This window comes from Bradyrhizobium sp. MI1.10 (genome assembly GCF_055811035.1).
In genome coordinates this window covers 195,136-210,138 of sequence record NZ_JBVVPN010000008.1, presented here as the reverse complement: position 1 = coordinate 210,138, position 15,003 = coordinate 195,136, and the positions used below count along the sequence as shown (strand labels likewise).

Sequence of the window (15,003 nt, the reverse complement as noted above, 5' to 3'; positions counted from 1 at the left end):
CTTGCTCGCACGTGTCATTACGGGACGCGATAGGTTCGGTCCCATCGCCACATCAACAGTAGCTGTCATGCCCCGCGAAGGCGGGGCATCCAGTACGCCGCGGCTTCTGCGTTCAAGCACTAACGTCTCGGCGTACTGGATCGCCCGGTCAAGCCGGGCGATGACAGCGAGTGTGCGGTGATCGCAATGGCGGCGTGGCGAGAGCATCGCTCCAAACAAAAGAGGCGGGGTTTAGCCCCCGCCTCTTTCGTTCTCAACATTTCAACTCGTCGCTTATGCCTGGCTCGCAACCGCCTTGCCGAGCGCGGCTTGCGCGGCGGCGAGGCGGGCGATCGGGACGCGGTAGGGCGAGCAGGAGACGTAGTCGAGGCCGATCGCGTGACAGAAGGCGACGGAGGCGGGATCGCCGCCGTGCTCGCCGCAGATGCCGACCTTGAGCGAGGCGCGCGTCTTGCGGCCGCGTGCGACGCCGATCTTGACGAGCTCGCCGACGCCTTCCTGGTCGAGCGCGACGAAGGGATCGATCGGCAGGATGCCCTTGGACACGTAGGTGCCGAGGAAGCTCGCGGCATCGTCACGGCTGATGCCGTAGGTCGTCTGCGTGAGGTCGTTGGTACCGAACGAGAAGAACTCGGCGCTCTCCGCGATCTCGGCCGCGAGCAGGCAGGCGCGCGGCAGCTCGATCATGGTGCCGACCTGGTAGGTCAGCTTGGTGTTGGTGTCGCGCATCACCGCCTTCGCGGTGGAATCGATGCGCGCCTTGACGAGGTCGAGCTCCATCTTGGTGGCGATCAGCGGCACCATCACCTCGAGGCCGACGGCCTTGCCGGTGCGCTTCTCGGCCTCGACTGCCGCTTCGAAGATCGCGCGCGCCTGCATCTCGGCGATCTCGGGATAGGCGATCGCGATACGGCAGCCGCGGAAGCCGAGCATCGGGTTGAACTCCGACAGCTCGCGCGCGCGGTCGGCCAGGCGCCGCGGGTCGGTGTTCATGGCGCGCGCCACTTCCTCGACCTCGGCATGGGTGTGCGGCAGGAACTCGTGCAACGGCGGATCAAGCAAGCGGATCGTGACGGGCAGACCCTTCATGATCTCGAACAGCTCGACGAAGTCGGCGCGCTGCATCGGCAGCAGCTTTGCCAGCGCAGCGCGGCGCGACTGCTCGTCCTCGGAGAGGATCATCTCGCGCACCGTGCGGATGCGCGTCTCCTCGAAGAACATGTGCTCGGTACGGCACAGGCCGATGCCTTCCGCGCCGAACTTGATCGCGGTGTGCGCGTCTTCCGGCGTGTCCGCGTTGACGCGCACGCCGATCTTACGGACCTGGTCGGCCCATTTCATTAGCGTGCCGAACTCGCCGGACAGCTCGGGCTCGATCATCGGCATGCGGCCGGCGAGCACCTGGCCGAGCGAGCCGTCGATGGTGATGACGTCGCCGGTCTTGAAGGTGCGCGAGCCGATGCTCATGGTGCCGCGGCCGTAATCGACGCGGATGGTGCCGCAACCGGAGACGCAGGGCTTGCCCATGCCGCGCGCGACCACCGCAGCATGCGAGGTCATGCCGCCACGGGTGGTCAAGATGCCTTCGGCGGCGTGCATGCCGTGGATGTCCTCGGGGCTGGTCTCGATCCGGACCAGAATCACCTTGCGACCGTCGGCCTGAAGCTTGGCCGCCTCGTCCGAGGAGAACACGATCTCGCCGGAGGCCGCACCCGGCGAGGCCGGCAGGCCGGTCGCGATCACGTCGCGCTTGGCATTGGGGTCGATGGTCGGATGCAGCAGCTGATCGAGCGAGGCGGGGTCGATCCGCGTCACCGCTTCCTTCTTGGTGATCAGGCCTTCATTGGCGAGCTCGACCGCGATGCGCAGCGCCGCTTTCGCGGTGCGCTTGCCGCCGCGGGTCTGCAGCATCCAGAGCTTGCCCTGCTCGACCGTGAACTCCATGTCCTGCATGTCGCGGTAGTGCTTCTCGAGCAGCGTGTAGATCCGGGTCAGCTCGTTGAAGGCTTCCGGCATCGCCGATTCCATCGACGCCTTGTCGGAGCCCGAGTCCTTGCGCGCTTCCTCGGTGATGTCCTGCGGCGTGCGGATGCCCGCCACCACGTCCTCGCCTTGCGCGTTGATCAGGAACTCGCCGTAGAGCTTGCTCTCGCCGGTCGAGGGATTGCGCGTGAAGGCAACGCCGGTCGCCGAGGTCTCGCCCATGTTGCCGAACACCATGGCCTGCACGTTGACCGCGGTGCCCCAGGATTCCGGAATGTCGTGCAGCCTGCGGTAGGTCACCGCGCGCGCGTTCATCCAGGATGAAAACACCGCGCCAATGGCGCCCCAGAGCTGGTCGTGCGGATCCTGCGGAAAATCCTTGCCGGTTTCGCGCGCGACCGCGTCCTTGTACTTGCCGACCAGATCGACCCAGTCGTCGGCGGTGAGATCGGTGTCGAGCGTGTAGCCCTGGCTGTCCTTGAAGGTGTCGAGGATTTCCTCGAAATGATGATGCTCGAAGCCGAGCACCACGTCCGAATACATGGTGATGAAGCGGCGATAGCTGTCATAGGCGAAGCGGCGATCGCCCGACAGTTCCGACAGCGCTTCCACGGTTTCGTCGTTGAGGCCGAGATTGAGCACGGTGTCCATCATGCCCGGCATCGAGGCGCGGCCGCCGGAACGCACGGAGACGAGCAGCGGGTTCCTGGAATCGCCGAAGATCTTGCCGGTCAACTTGCCGACATGGTCGAGCGCCTTCTCAACCTGCGACTTCAATTCCTTGGGGTAGGATTTGTCGTGCGCGTAGAAATAGGTGCAGACCGAGGTCGGGATGGTGAAGCCCGGAGGCACCGGCAGGCCGAGATTGGCCATCTCGGCGAGGTTGGCGCCCTTGCCGCCGAGCAGGTCGCGCATCTCCGCTTTGCCCTCGGCCTTGCCGTCCCCGAACGTGAACACCCACTTGCCGGCCTTGGCCGCAACAGGCGCCGCCTTGGTTGAAGCAGCCTTGCTCGGTACCGACTTCGCGGCGACCTTCGGCGCAACCGGCTTCTTCGGCGCCTTCGCAACAGCCTTGGAAACGGCCTTGGCCGCAGGCTTCACAGCCGGCTTGGCAGCAGCCTTGGCCACGGGCTTCGGGGCGCGCTTGGCAAGTGCCTTGCGGGCCGCCGGCGCGGCTTTCGCCTTGGCAGAGGACTTTGATTTCGCTGGCATTTTCGCTGAAGTTTTCGAGGCGGCTTTGGCCATAGCTTGCACACAACCTGCGAGAGGAATGGGTAATCGCGGGCCTTACACCACTTTGGGCAGGTCCGCGCAAGTCGAAGAGTTCCGTAGAATGAAGGCCTAGAGATGGAGCCACTTCAACAATCCGAGCCCGATCGCACCATTTATGATGAGAAAAATCGCGACGATCAGGTTCAGCAGGCGCGGCATGATCAGGATGAGCACACCCGCAAGCAGCGACAGGATCGGCGAGATATGGGCGACGGTGATGTGCATGAACTTTCTTTCCGTGGGGTGGGGGCGAATCGCGGCGGGATCATAGCGGACTAGGTTCCGCGGGTAGAGACGCACTGGGCGGGCGCGAGTTCCCGGCTTCGCGAAAACTGCCCGAAAATGCCGCGAATGCGGCGGCCGTTTTCCGGAACATCGCGAAGACGCATGCATTGGCAACCGGTCGCGCCATTGGCGCTTCCCGAAAACCTTCTCGAAGGAGTTGCCCATGCGGAACAGGATTCTTGCTCTTGCAGCGCTCGCGGCCGCGATCGGCTCGCCCCTTGCGGCGCAGGCGCAAAGCAGCGTCACAGTGGGACGCGCACCCGTCGTCGTCGACAGCGGTCCGACCATTGCGGTCGAGCAGCGGCCGGCGTTCCGCGACTATGTCGTCGAACAACGTGTGCCGGCTTTCCGCATCCCGGATCGCGTGGTGGTCGGTGCCACCTTACCTGAAAGCGGCGTGACCTATTATGACGTGCCGCAACGTTTCGGCGCCACCACCTATCGCTACACCGTCGTGAACGGCGAGACCGTGCTGGTCGAGCCGCGCTCGCGGCGCATCGTCGAGGTGATGGACTAGCGTCTTCAGGGATCGACTAGGTGTCCGGCGCGTCACATCAATCAGGCTGACGCGAGCAGTAGAGTCGGACATCAGGCCCCGCCCGGTCCTCCCCCCGCCGGGCGGGGCTTTTTGTGCTTCGTGTGTGCGTGCTCTCGTGTCCCGGACGCGACGCAGCGCGTTGCGTTGCGGCGCAGAGCCGGGACCCAGAATCTTTTGCGGCGGCATGGGCCCCGCTCTGCAGCGCACCGCTAAGAAGCGCTGCGCCGCGTCCGGGGCACGAGGTCAATCCTGGATCTTCGAGAAATCCGCCACCGCACGCGTGGCGCTGCGGATCTCGTTGAGCAGCTTCAGGCGGTTTTCGCGCACCTTCGCATCCTCGTCGTTGACGCGAACTTTCTCGAAGAACGCATCGACCGGCGGGCGTAGCTTGGCCATCGCACTCATCGCGGCAGCGAAGTCTTCCTTCGCGACAGCAGCGCTGGCTTCCGCCTTCACTTCGCCGATCGCCTTGGCCAGCGCCTTCTCCTCGCCGAGGCCGTAGAGTGCAGCATCGGGCGCGCCGTCGAACGTGCGCTTATCCTTCTTCTCCTCGATGCCGAGGATATTGCTGGCGCGCTTGATACCGGCGAGCAGGTTCTTGCCGTCGTCGGTCTCGAGAAACTTGCCGAGCGCCTCGACGCGGCGAACGATCATCAAGAGATCGTCCTGGCCGCCGAGCGCGAACACGGCATCGACCAGATCGTGCCGCGCGCCCTGCTCGCGGAGTTGAACCTTCAGCCGGTCTGCGAAGAAAGCAAGCAGGTCGCTCGGAAGCTTCTGCGCATCGGCAGGCTTCAAGGACAAGCCGGCGAGTGCGGACGCCGCCATCTTCATGATGGACAGACGCAGTGCGTTCTCAGCGATCAGCCTGATCACACCTAGCGCCGCGCGACGCAACGCATAGGGGTCCTTGCTGCCCGTCGGCTTTTCGTCGATCGCCCAGAAGCCAACCAGCGTGTCGAGCTTGTCCGCGAGCGCCACCGCGACGCTGACCGGATCGGTCGGCACACGATCGGCAGGACCTTGGGGCTTGTAGTGCTCTTCGCAGGCGGCGGCGACGGAGGCGTCCTCGCCCTGGCCCAGCGCGTAGTACTTGCCCATCAGGCCCTGCACCTCGGGGAATTCGCCGACGACTTCGGTCAGCAAATCCGCCTTCGCCAGATGCGCGGCCCGCGTGGCCTTTGCGACATCAGCGCCGACCAGCGGCGCTATCTCGGCGGCGAGACGTTCGATCCGCTTGATGCGTTCAGCCTGTGTGCCGAGCTTCTCGTGAAACACGATCTGCTCGAACTTCGGCAGCCGGTCTTCCAGCTTCGTCTTCAAATCCGTCTCATAGAAAAACTTCGCATCCGACAGGCGCGGACGGATCACGCGTTCATTGCCGGCGACGATGGTCTTGCCGCCGTCGGGCGCCTCGATGTTGGCGGTGAGGACGAACTTGTTGGTCAGCTTGCCCGTCTTGGGATCTTTGACGACGAAGCACTTCTGGTTGTTGCGGATGGTGGCGCGGATCACCTCGTCGGGAATCGCGAGATATTCCGCTTCGAACGATCCCATCATGACGACGGGCCATTCGACCAGGCCCGAAACCTCATCGAGCAGTACCTGGTCCTCGACCAGTTCGAACCCTTGCGCGAAGGTCAGTTCCTTGGCGTCGGCAAAGATGATGTCCTTGCGGGCCTGCGGATCGAGGATGACCTTTGCCGCCTTCAGCTTCGCTTCGTAATCCTCGAAGCGGCGCACGGAAATCGCATCCGGCGCCATGAAGCGATGGCCGTGGGTGGTCTGGCCGGCCTCGATGCCATCGACCGCGAATTTCACGACGTCGGGCTCTTCGGTTTCGAGCCCGAACGTCGCGGTGATCGCGTGCAGCGGGCGCACCCAGCTCAGCGAGCCCGGCTTGCCGGAGCGCGCGCCCCAGCGCATCGATTTCGGCCAGGGGAAAGTGCGGATGATGACGGGAAGGATTTCCGCGAGCACGTCGATGGCGTCGCGGCCGGGCTTCTCGATCAGCGCGATGTAGAAGTCGCCCTTCGGGTCGCGCTGGATCTTGGCCTCGTCCAGCGACGTCAAACCCGTCGCTTTCAGAAAACCCTGCACGGCAGCATCGGCCGCGCCGATCTTCGGTCCACGGCGTTCGGTCTTCAGGTCAGGCTGGCGCGCAGGGATGCCGTGCACGGTGAGCGCGAGGCGGCGCGGCGTCGCGAACGCCTTCGCGCCCTCGTAGACGAGGCCTTCGGCGACGAGCTTGTCGGTGACCATGCGGCGCAGGTCCTCCGCCGCCTTCGCCTGCATGCGCGCGGGGATTTCTTCGGAGAACAGTTCAAGCAACAAATCAGGCATCAGGCCGCTCCACCGGCTTCGGTGTGTATCCAGGCCTCGCCGCAAGCCTTTGCCAATTCGCGCACGCGAAGAATGTAGCTCTGCCGCTCGGTCACCGAGATCACGCCGCGCGCGTCGAGCAGGTTGAACACATGGCTTGCCTTGATGCATTGGTCATAGGCCGGCAGCGACATCAGATGGGCCTCGCGCTTGCCGGACTCCGAATTTTTTTGCCAACCTGCCTCGAGATATTTCCGGCAGGCAGATTCCGCCATCTTGAACTGCTCGAACAGCATCGCGGTGTCGGCCACTTCGAAATTGTGCTTCGAATATTCCCGCTCGGCCTGCAGGAAGACATCGCCATAGGTGACCTTGGCGTCACCTTCGCGGCCGTTGAAGTTCAGGTCGTAGACGCGATCGACGCCCTGCACGTACATCGCGAGCCGCTCGAGCCCGTAGGTAAGCTCGCCCGCGACCGGCGCGCATTCGACACCCGCAACCTGCTGGAAATAGGTGAACTGGCTGACCTCCATGCCGTCGCACCAGCACTCCCAGCCGAGGCCCCAGGCGCCCAGCGTCGGGCTCTCCCAGTCGTCCTCGACGAAGCGAATGTCGTGCACGGCGGAATCGATGCCGATCGCGGCCAGCGACTTCAGGTACAGATCCTGAAGGTTCGGCGGCGACGGCTTCATGATCACCTGGAACTGGTAGTAGTGCTGCAGCCGGTTGGGATTCTCGCCGTAGCGGCCGTCCTTGGGCCGCCGCGAGGGCTGCACATAGGCCGCGTTCCAGGGCTTTGGCCCGAGCGCGCGGAGCGTGGTCGCCGGATGGAAGGTGCCCGCACCCATCTCCATGTCGTAGGGCTGCAGGATCACGCAGCCCTGCTCGGCCCAGAACCGCTGGAGCGCGAGGATAAAGCCCTGGAACGAGCGTTCAGGGCGCATATGGGCGGGCAAGGAGGCGTCCATCGTCAGATCGGGCTCTCGCGGGGGGTTGAATCGCGCGGGACCGTATCGACGGCAGGGGTGGGAATCAAGGCAAAGGGGGGTTGAAATGGGCTGTCATTCCGGGGCGCCCGAAGGGCGAACCCGGAATCTCGAGCTTCTCAGGTGCGCAACTGCGCACCCTAGTTCGATGCTTCGCATCGCCCCGGAATGACGGCGTATGGAAAGACGCCAGCTAGCCCGGCCGATAGGCTCCGGTCACGGGATCCTGCTTCAGCGTCTGGACGGCCCCCCTATGGGCGGCCTCGGCGACGCGTGAGAGGCGCATCTCCTCCAGCTCCTGGTTGATCCTGACGGCGGTCTTGTAGGCCCAGCGGACCACGGCAAGCCCGCCCAAGACGCCCGCGAAAGCGACGAACGGCGGCATCGGTCGATCCTTGTTCAATGCTCAGCCCCCACGCGCATTCTTGCGCAGACCGGGCCGCGCCGCAATTGGCTCAGCCTCAAGTCTCCTTGGGACCAAATGGCGCGGAGGGGCTCCGTCTAGAACCCGAATTTCGCCCAGATCGCGCGCGTCTCGACCGCCGAGATCAGGTCGTCCGGCAGGCCGGCTATCGATTCCAGGGCCGAAAGCTGCCCCGCGCCGGGCGATTTCCGGCCCAAAAGGCTGGAGAGCAGACCGGTCGGCTGGGCAATCACGGGGGTGAGAACCTTCTCGCCATAGCGGGCACGAAGAGTTGAGCGGAGATCGCCGATGCTGTCGGCGAGCCCCAGCGCGATCGAACTCTCGCCGGCCCAGTATTCGCCCGTGAACAGGGTGTCGTCGGAGCCCTTCAACCGCGCGCCGCGGCTCTCCTTCACGAGCGCGATGAAGATCTGGTGGATCTCGCGCTGGAGCGCCTTCAGCTTGGCGACGTCGTCGGGGTTTTCAGGGAGAAACGGGTCGAGCATCGCCTTGTGCGCACCGGCGGTGTAGAGGCGCCGCTCGATGCCGAGCCGCTTGATCGCCTCCTGGAAACCAAAACTGCCGCCGACCACGCCGATCGAACCGAGGATCGAGGACGGATCGCAGATGATCTCGTCGCCGGCGCAGGCGATCATGTAGCCGCCGGAGGCCGCGACGTCCTCGACGAACACCAGCACCGGCAGCTTCTTCTCCGCCGCGAGCTGCTTGATGCGCAGGTAGATCTGGCGCGACTGCACCGGCGAGCCGCCGGGCGAATTGATCACCAGCGCCACCGCCTTGGCGTTGCGCGTCGAAAACGCCCGCTCCAGCACCCGCGAAACGGTCGCGAGCGTCATACCCGGACGCAGCGGCGTCACCGCGCCGATCACACCGGACAGCCGCACCACCGGCACCACGGCCGTGCCGGGACGGAAGCGCGCCGGCAGATATTGCATGAGCTTGTCGGCCAGGCCGGAACTCTCACGATCGTTCAATTGTTCGGCCATGCCGTTACCTCTGATTAACCATTTCTTATCACGCGACTGTCATTGGAAGGGCCCGGAACGTGTTTTGCAAAAACCCCGTTGAGAGGCTGCAATGGGCCAGCGGAGAACACCATGAAAATCTATCTGCTGATGCTGCTGATCGGTGCGCTATTCATGGCGATCCGCCTGACGACTCCGCAAGAGCACCAGTCGGAATCGCTTCCGCAATAGCTCAGCACGGTTCCACCAGGGGTAGAATCGCCCTCCCCTCCAGAATATCCATCACCTCTTTTTTAGGAACGCGTGACTCCTCGTTGAGCATGAGGCTCGGCAACAATCGCGCCGGGGCCCTCCCGCCCTTGACCGCGCGCACCAGCACGCGGATCGCGGGCCGCCCGGCTTCACCGTGAACCGGCAGAATCGCGAGACTGCCGAAGCCGCGAGACAGCGCTGCCAAAACCTCCGTGATCCCATCTGCGCGCCAAATCAATGTCAGCGCACCATTCGAGCGGAGGATGCGGCGCGCCGCATGTACCCAGGCATTCAGCGTCTCATCCGTCGCCACATGCGCGATCTGGCGCGCCTGGTCGGGCGAGCCGCGATGGCGAGCGGGATCGTTGAAGGGCGGGTTCGTCAGCACCACGTCGACGCTGTCGGGCGCGAGCCCGCTGGCCGCGAAGGCCTGTGCGTCCGCGGTGACGTCGAGCACGATCGTCTCGGCGGCAATCGCATTCGCTGCCGCATTGACGCGCGCAAGCTCCGCCAGCTCGGGATCGATCTCGACCAGGCCGAGCTTGATCCCGGGAACGCGCCGAGCCAACGCAAGCCCGGCTGTGCCGATGCCGGCGCCGAGATCGACGACGCGGTCGCCCGCCCTCGCCTCCGTCGCCGCCGCGAGCAGAATGGCATCGTGCCCGGCGCGATGGCCGGACCGCTTCTGCTTCAGCCGCAATTGCCCGCCGAGAAAGGCGTCCTCGGTGAGGTCTGCCAGTGCTTCACTCATCGCCGCGCAGTTCGTGGCTGAGGCCGGCCTCAGTCAGAAGCTGCCGGGCCTCGATGGCGTCGTCCTCGTGGACCAGGATCCGCCGCGGCAAAATGCCGAGCGAGCCCTCGATGATGCTCATGTTCTGGTCCAGCACCAGATGATGGATGTTGGCGCCGTCGAGCAGCGCGCCGATCGCCGACACCAGCACCATATCGTTGGTCCGAACCAGTTCTCGCAAAACACAAGCCTCCTGCCTGACGGGGATTAAGCGCCAAATGTCAATGGTTCCACGGCCCTTGCCGCATCCCCGTCCAGTTTCTATTGTCTTTCCATCAGAATAGCCCTTCCGGGGCAAATATTGGAGACCGGCGTGGCCGTCATCGTACCTTTCGAAACTCCCGGCGCGTCGATCGAAGAGCTGGTTGCCCTTGTCGCCGGTGACATGGAGCGCGTCAACGCCACGATCCTGTCGCGGACCGGTTCGGACGTGACCATGATCCCGGAGGTCGCCAACCATTTGATCTCCTCCGGGGGCAAGCGCCTGCGGCCGATGCTGACGCTGGCCATGGCCAACCTCGCCGGCTACACCGGCGACGGCCATATCAAGCTCGCCGCCAGCGTCGAGTTCATGCATACCGCCACCCTGCTCCATGACGACGTCGTCGACGAAAGCGAGATGCGCCGCGGCAAGCTGTCGGCGCGCATGCTCTGGGGCAATGAGGCAAGCGTGCTGGTCGGCGACTTCCTGCTCGGCCAGGCCTTCCGCATGATGGTCGAGGTCGGCTCGCTCCGCGCGCTCGACATTCTCTCCGCGGCCGCCGCCACCATCGCCGAGGGCGAGGTGATGCAGCTTGCCGCCGCCAAGAACACCGCGACCACCGAGGACGAATATCTCGCCGTCATCCGCGGCAAGACCGCCGAGCTGTTCGCGGCCGCCTGCGAGGTCGGCCCCGTGATCGCCAATCGTCCGAAGGCGGAGCAGACCGCCTGCCGCTCGGTCGGCATGAATCTCGGCATCGCCTTCCAGCTCGTCGACGACGTGCTCGACTATGGCGGCAAGAGCGCGAAGCTCGGCAAGAATACCGGCGACGATTTCCGCGAGGGCAAGATCACGCTGCCCGTCGTGCTCGCCTTCCGCCGCGGCAACGACACCGAGCGCGCCTTCTGGATCCGCGCGCTCGAGCGCGGCGAAATCGGCGACACCGACCTCGACCACGCCATCGGGTTGATGAACAAGCATCGTGCGCTCGACGACACGCGCAGCCGCGCCCAGCACTACGGCGCCATGGCGGTGGACGCGCTGGCGCTGTTCCCCGCATCGCCGATGAAGAGCGCGCTGGAGCAGGTCGTGGCGTTCTGTCTGGCACGGTCGCATTAGGGCTCCGCATCCTTAGCGCTTGCTGGTAGCCATACCCTCAGTGTCGTCCCGGCGAAGGCCGGGACCCATTACCCCGGTCAGCGTTGTCTTAGCGTCTGTGGCAACGATCGTGCACCACAACAACAGTCGTGGCTATGGGTCCCGGCCTTCGCCGGGACGACATCGTTGAGGTAGCGCCACCACTGCATCAACAGCATCACTGTGAACGCAGCGAAACAATCTTGAATCCTTTCGCAGAGGGACTCTAGATTGCTTCGCTCCGCTCGCAATGACGGTGCAAGGGGCGCAGGCGTCGCTCGCCAACTCGCATCCGGATCACGGAGATAGTTTTGCAGTCCCGCACCTCGTCCTCTCGTGCGGGGAAGTTGCCCTTGTCACTTGCATTTTGAAAGTTACATCCCTACTTTCGAATCATGCAGCCCAAATCCCCTTCCATCCTGGAATGTCCGGTTGGCCGCGCCGTGGAGACGGTCGGCGAATGGTGGAGCATCTTGATCCTGCGCGATGCGTTCCAGGGCGCGACGAAGTTCGACGAATTTTCGCAAAGCCTCGGGATCGCGCCGAACATCCTGTCGCGGCGGCTGGCCCATCTCACCGAAAGCGGCATGTTCGTCCGCCGCCGCTATCACGAACGACCGCCGCGCTACGAATATGTGCTGACCGACAAGGCCCGGGACTTCTTCCCCGTGGTCGCAACCCTGCTCGCCTGGGGCAACAAGCATCTCGCCCCGAAGGGCGAAGCCATCCTGCTCGCGAACCGGCACGATCGTCGTCCGTTCAATCCGGTCGTGGTCGATGCCGCCGACATGCAGCCGATCACGCTTACCAATGCGGTCATCATCGCCGGCCCCCGCGCCAGCCGTGTCATGCGCAAACGGCTGACCTCGCTCAAAGCCATGAACCCGGCCGTCGCGCCGGCTGGAGACTGACATGCGTCGTATCGTCGTGACGGGAATGGGCGCGGTGTCGCCGCTTGGCTGCGGTGTCGAGCTGTCGTGGCGCCGGCTGCTGGCCGGTCAAAGCGGGCTGCGCCCGCTGCCGGAATGGTCGCAGGCGCTGCCCGCGCGCATTGCCGGCCTCGTGCCCGACAAGGCCGATGACGCAGACGGCGGCTTCGATCCCGCGCAGGCCGCCGCACCGAAAGATCAGCGCAAGATGGACCGCTTCATCCTGTTCGCGCTGCTCGCCACCGCAGAGGCGGTTGCGCAGGCCGGCTGGACGCCGCAAGACGCGGCAGCACAGGAACGAACCGCGACGATCATCGCCTCCGGCGTCGGCGGCTTTCCGGCCATGGCGGAGGCGGTGCGCATCACCGAACAGCGCGGCCCGCGCCGGCTGTCGCCGTTCACGATCCCCTCCTTCCTCGCCAATCTCGCCGCCGGCCACGTCTCGATCAAATACGGCTACAAGGGAGCGCTGGGCACACCGGTCACGGCCTGCGCCGCCGGCGTTCAGGCGATCGGAGATGCCGCGCGCATGATCCGCGCGGGCGAGACTGATGTGGCGATCTGTGGCGGTACCGAAGCCTGCATCGACATCGTCAGCCTCGGCGGCTTTGCCGCGGCGCGCGCACTGTCGAGCGGGTTCAATGACGCGCGCGCCTCGCGCCCGTTCGACCGCGACCGCGACGGTTTTGTCATGGGTGAAGGCGCCGGCATCCTCGTGATCGAGGAGCTGGAGCATGCGTTGGCGCGCGGCGCGACGCCGATCGCGGAGATTGTCGGATACGGCACGACCGCGGACGCCTATCACATGACATCGGGCCCGCCTGACGGCGACGGCGCCCGACGCGCCATGGAGATCGCGCTCCGGCAGGCCAAGCTTGCGCCCGCGGATTTGCAGCACCTGAACGCGCATGCGACGTCGACGCCGGCCGGCGACGAGAGCGAGCTTGGCGCGATTGCCGCGCTGTTCGGTCGTCACCGCGGCATCGCCGTGAGCGCGACCAAATCGGCCACCGGCCATCTGCTCGGCGCCGCGGGTGGGCTGGAAGCGGTCTTCACCGTGCTCGCCCTGCGCGACCAGATCGCGCCGCCGACGCTCAATCTCGAAAACCCTGATCCCGCCGCTGACGGCATCGACATCGTCGCCGGCGCGGCCCGGCCGATGCCGATGCTCAACGCCATCTCCAACGGGTTCGGGTTCGGCGGGGTGAATGCCAGCGTGATCTTCCGCCGGATGGGCTAAACGACGGCCTTGCAACGACGGGCCTTGCAATCGCGGCAAGCATCGCTACCAAAAGCAGGATGATCAACACGAATTTCTGGCTGTTCCTGGCCGCCGCTTGTCTCATCGCCGCCGTTCCCGGCCCCGGCATTTTCTACGTCGCGGCACGGACCTTGTCGGAAGGGCGCGTCAGCGGTTTTACATCGACCGCGGGCACCGCGCTCGGCGGGCTGGTTCATGTGGTCGCGGGCAGCCTCGGCATCTCCGCGATCATCCTCGCCAGCGCCGAGCTGTTTGCCGCCGTGAAATTCGTCGGCGCACTCTATCTGGTCTGGCTCGGCATCAGGACTTTTCGCAACGCTGGCCGCGCACTGTCATTCGACAGCGAGCCAGTCGGCGACAAGCGCGCCTTTCGCGACGGCGTGCTGGTCGAGGCGCTGAACCCGAAGACCGCAGCATTCTTCCTCGCCTTCATTCCGCAGTTCCTTGACCCGGCGGGATCGAACCCGACGCTGCAATTCATTGCGTTGGGCGCGATCTCGGTGACGCTGAACACGCTCGCCGACATCGTGGTGGTGCTGATGGCCTCCGCGACACGCACGCAGTTGATCGGAAGGCCGCAGCTGATGCGACGTCTCACCCAGGGCTCCGGCGTCTTCATTGCAGGGCTGGGCCTGTCGCTCGCACTGGCGCGGCGGCCCGCGAATGGATAGCGCCACCATGCTCGCCCCGCAAAGCCGCACGTACGAGTCTCACGGCCTGCGGCTGCACTACGTCGACTGGGCCAATGACGGCGCGCCCGTCGCCGTCCTGGTCCATGGCGGCCGCGATCACTGCCGGAGCTGGGACGTCATCGCCCGATCGCTGCAGCCGCATTTTCACGTGGTCGCACCCGACCTGCGCGGTCACGGCGATTCCGACTGGACCAAAGGCGGCAGCTACGCGCTGACGGAGTATGTGTACGATCTGACCCAGCTCGTCCGTGCCATCGCAGCGCCTCAAGTCACTCTCATCGGCCATTCCATGGGCGGCATGGTCAGCCTGATCTTTACAGGGTCATTCCCCGAACAGGTCTCGAAGCTGGTCGTGCTCGACGGCGTGACAATGCTGCCGGATACACCAAAACCGCCGGTGCATGAGCGGATCGGCAAATGGGTCGGTCAGCTCGACAAGCTGCACGACCGCGCACCGCGCCGCTATTCGACTCTCGAAGACGCCGCGGCGCAGATGGTCCTTCACAACAAGCGGCTGTCCCGCGACCTCGCGCTGCATCTCGCCACTCACGGCGCGCGGCAGAACGAGGACGGCACCTATAGCTGGAAGTTCGATCCCTACCAGCGCGCCTCTGCGCCGCACCGGCTCTGGCCGGACGATCACATCGCGCTGTGGTCGCGCATCACCTGTCCGACGCTGCTCTTGAATGCCGGCGAAAGCTTTCTGGCTGGCGCGAGGGCAGCAGGCCTGGAGCGCTACTTCCCGCAGGCGCGCGTCGAGACCATCGCCGGGGCCGGCCACTGGCTGCAGCATGACAAGCCGCAGGAGGTGTTGGGTGAGATCCGGAAGTTTCTCGGGCTGGCGGAGGAAAGCGGCGGCTAGCTCAACTGCCGTAGCCCGGGGGGGGGGGGGGGGGAGGGCCCCCGCCCCCCCCCCCCCCCAACACCCGAACACGCAAAGGAAAACCCCCGAGCCGCCACGACGG

14 protein-coding genes are annotated in these 15,003 nt (G+C 65.3%); 6 read left to right on the top strand and 8 right to left on the bottom strand.

The window, feature by feature from the left end:
• Positions 1 to 273: 273 nt before the first annotated feature.
• Positions 274 to 3,228: a pyruvate, phosphate dikinase gene (gene ppdK, locus AC0L3K_RS11430; protein ID WP_007594947.1), complete on the bottom strand. Its 2,955-nt coding sequence runs from the start codon at positions 3,226 to 3,228 to the stop codon at positions 274 to 276.
• A gap of 96 nt (positions 3,229 to 3,324) precedes the next feature.
• Positions 3,325 to 3,480, bottom strand: coding sequence for a DUF3096 domain-containing protein (locus AC0L3K_RS11425; protein WP_007594951.1), 156 nt, complete (start codon positions 3,478 to 3,480; stop codon positions 3,325 to 3,327).
• Between the two features lie 223 nt (positions 3,481 to 3,703).
• Here AC0L3K_RS11425 and AC0L3K_RS11420 point away from each other — a divergent pair, with 223 nt between their 5' ends.
• Positions 3,704 to 4,057, top strand: a complete 354-nt coding sequence (locus tag AC0L3K_RS11420; RefSeq protein ID WP_007594952.1) for a DUF1236 domain-containing protein — start codon at positions 3,704 to 3,706, stop codon at positions 4,055 to 4,057.
• A 264-nt stretch (positions 4,058 to 4,321) separates the two neighbouring features.
• Here the strand turns inward: AC0L3K_RS11420 and glyS are convergent, their stop codons facing one another.
• The 6 genes from glyS to AC0L3K_RS11390 form a co-directional block, all read right to left on the bottom strand.
• Positions 4,322 to 6,421: a glycine--tRNA ligase subunit beta gene (gene glyS, locus AC0L3K_RS11415; RefSeq protein WP_473366006.1), complete on the bottom strand. Its 2,100-nt coding sequence runs from the start codon at positions 6,419 to 6,421 to the stop codon at positions 4,322 to 4,324.
• Complete coding sequence (locus AC0L3K_RS11410) at positions 6,421 to 7,368, bottom strand: glycine--tRNA ligase subunit alpha (protein ID WP_473366005.1); 948 nt, start codon at positions 7,366 to 7,368, stop codon at positions 6,421 to 6,423. The genes glyS and AC0L3K_RS11410 overlap by 1 nt, the downstream gene beginning before the upstream one ends.
• Before the next feature lie 211 nt (positions 7,369 to 7,579).
• Positions 7,580 to 7,771, bottom strand: a complete 192-nt coding sequence (locus tag AC0L3K_RS11405; RefSeq protein WP_007607173.1) for a hypothetical protein — start codon at positions 7,769 to 7,771, stop codon at positions 7,580 to 7,582.
• Positions 7,772 to 7,887: 116 nt separating this feature from the next.
• Entirely contained in the window at positions 7,888 to 8,796 is a 909-nt protein-coding gene (locus AC0L3K_RS11400; protein ID WP_219684681.1) for a S49 family peptidase, read from the bottom strand.
• A gap of 211 nt (positions 8,797 to 9,007) precedes the next feature.
• Entirely contained in the window at positions 9,008 to 9,778 is a 771-nt protein-coding gene (locus tag AC0L3K_RS11395) for a tRNA1(Val) (adenine(37)-N6)-methyltransferase (RefSeq protein WP_219684682.1), read from the bottom strand.
• Positions 9,771 to 9,998 (bottom strand): putative signal transducing protein, encoded by a 228-nt coding sequence (locus tag AC0L3K_RS11390; RefSeq protein ID WP_007607161.1) that lies wholly within the window; start codon positions 9,996 to 9,998, stop codon positions 9,771 to 9,773. Before AC0L3K_RS11390 ends, AC0L3K_RS11395 begins: the two co-directional genes overlap by 8 nt.
• A 132-nt stretch (positions 9,999 to 10,130) precedes the next feature.
• On the opposite strand from AC0L3K_RS11390, the gene AC0L3K_RS11385 reads away from it, so the two are divergent.
• From AC0L3K_RS11385 to AC0L3K_RS11365, 5 genes are all read left to right on the top strand, one after another.
• Positions 10,131 to 11,138 carry a polyprenyl synthetase family protein gene (locus AC0L3K_RS11385; RefSeq protein ID WP_473366004.1) on the top strand — a complete coding sequence of 336 codons (1,008 nt, stop codon included), beginning with the start codon at positions 10,131 to 10,133 and terminating at the stop codon, positions 11,136 to 11,138.
• Between the two features lie 413 nt (positions 11,139 to 11,551).
• Positions 11,552 to 12,067, top strand: coding sequence for a winged helix-turn-helix transcriptional regulator (locus tag AC0L3K_RS11380; protein ID WP_106945105.1), 516 nt, complete (start codon positions 11,552 to 11,554; stop codon positions 12,065 to 12,067).
• A 1-nt stretch (position 12,068) separates the two neighbouring features.
• Positions 12,069 to 13,325, top strand: coding sequence for a beta-ketoacyl-ACP synthase II (gene fabF, locus AC0L3K_RS11375; protein ID WP_473366003.1), 1,257 nt, complete (start codon positions 12,069 to 12,071; stop codon positions 13,323 to 13,325).
• Positions 13,326 to 13,384: 59 nt separating this feature from the next.
• Complete coding sequence (locus AC0L3K_RS11370; protein ID WP_473366002.1) at positions 13,385 to 14,017, top strand: LysE family translocator; 633 nt, start codon at positions 13,385 to 13,387, stop codon at positions 14,015 to 14,017.
• A gap of 7 nt (positions 14,018 to 14,024) precedes the next feature.
• A complete protein-coding gene (locus tag AC0L3K_RS11365; protein ID WP_473366001.1) occupies positions 14,025 to 14,900 on the top strand; it encodes an alpha/beta fold hydrolase in 876 nt (291 codons plus the stop codon).
• Positions 14,901 to 15,003 lie beyond the last annotated feature (103 nt).

Bases quoted from the DNA above. Each gene is read 5' to 3' on its own strand.
- AC0L3K_RS11410 (WP_473366005.1), bottom strand. From the start codon at position 7,368: ATGGACGCCTCCTTGCCCGCCCATATGCGCCCTGAACGCTCGTTCCAG.
- ppdK (WP_007594947.1), bottom strand. From the start codon at position 3,228: ATGGCCAAAGCCGCCTCGAAAACTTCAGCGAAAATGCCAGCGAAATCA.
- AC0L3K_RS11420 (WP_007594952.1), top strand. From the start codon at position 3,704: ATGCGGAACAGGATTCTTGCTCTTGCAGCGCTCGCGGCCGCGATCGGC.
- fabF (WP_473366003.1), top strand. From the start codon at position 12,069: ATGCGTCGTATCGTCGTGACGGGAATGGGCGCGGTGTCGCCGCTTGGC.
- AC0L3K_RS11405 (WP_007607173.1), bottom strand. From the start codon at position 7,771: ATGCCGCCGTTCGTCGCTTTCGCGGGCGTCTTGGGCGGGCTTGCCGTG.
- AC0L3K_RS11425 (WP_007594951.1), bottom strand. From the start codon at position 3,480: ATGCACATCACCGTCGCCCATATCTCGCCGATCCTGTCGCTGCTTGCG.
- AC0L3K_RS11380 (WP_106945105.1), top strand. From the start codon at position 11,552: ATGCAGCCCAAATCCCCTTCCATCCTGGAATGTCCGGTTGGCCGCGCC.
- AC0L3K_RS11365 (WP_473366001.1), top strand. From the start codon at position 14,025: ATGCTCGCCCCGCAAAGCCGCACGTACGAGTCTCACGGCCTGCGGCTG.
- AC0L3K_RS11395 (WP_219684682.1), bottom strand. From the start codon at position 9,778: ATGAGTGAAGCACTGGCAGACCTCACCGAGGACGCCTTTCTCGGCGGG.
- glyS (WP_473366006.1), bottom strand. From the start codon at position 6,421: ATGCCTGATTTGTTGCTTGAACTGTTCTCCGAAGAAATCCCCGCGCGC.
- AC0L3K_RS11400 (WP_219684681.1), bottom strand. From the start codon at position 8,796: ATGGCCGAACAATTGAACGATCGTGAGAGTTCCGGCCTGGCCGACAAG.
- AC0L3K_RS11370 (WP_473366002.1), top strand. From the start codon at position 13,385: ATGATCAACACGAATTTCTGGCTGTTCCTGGCCGCCGCTTGTCTCATC.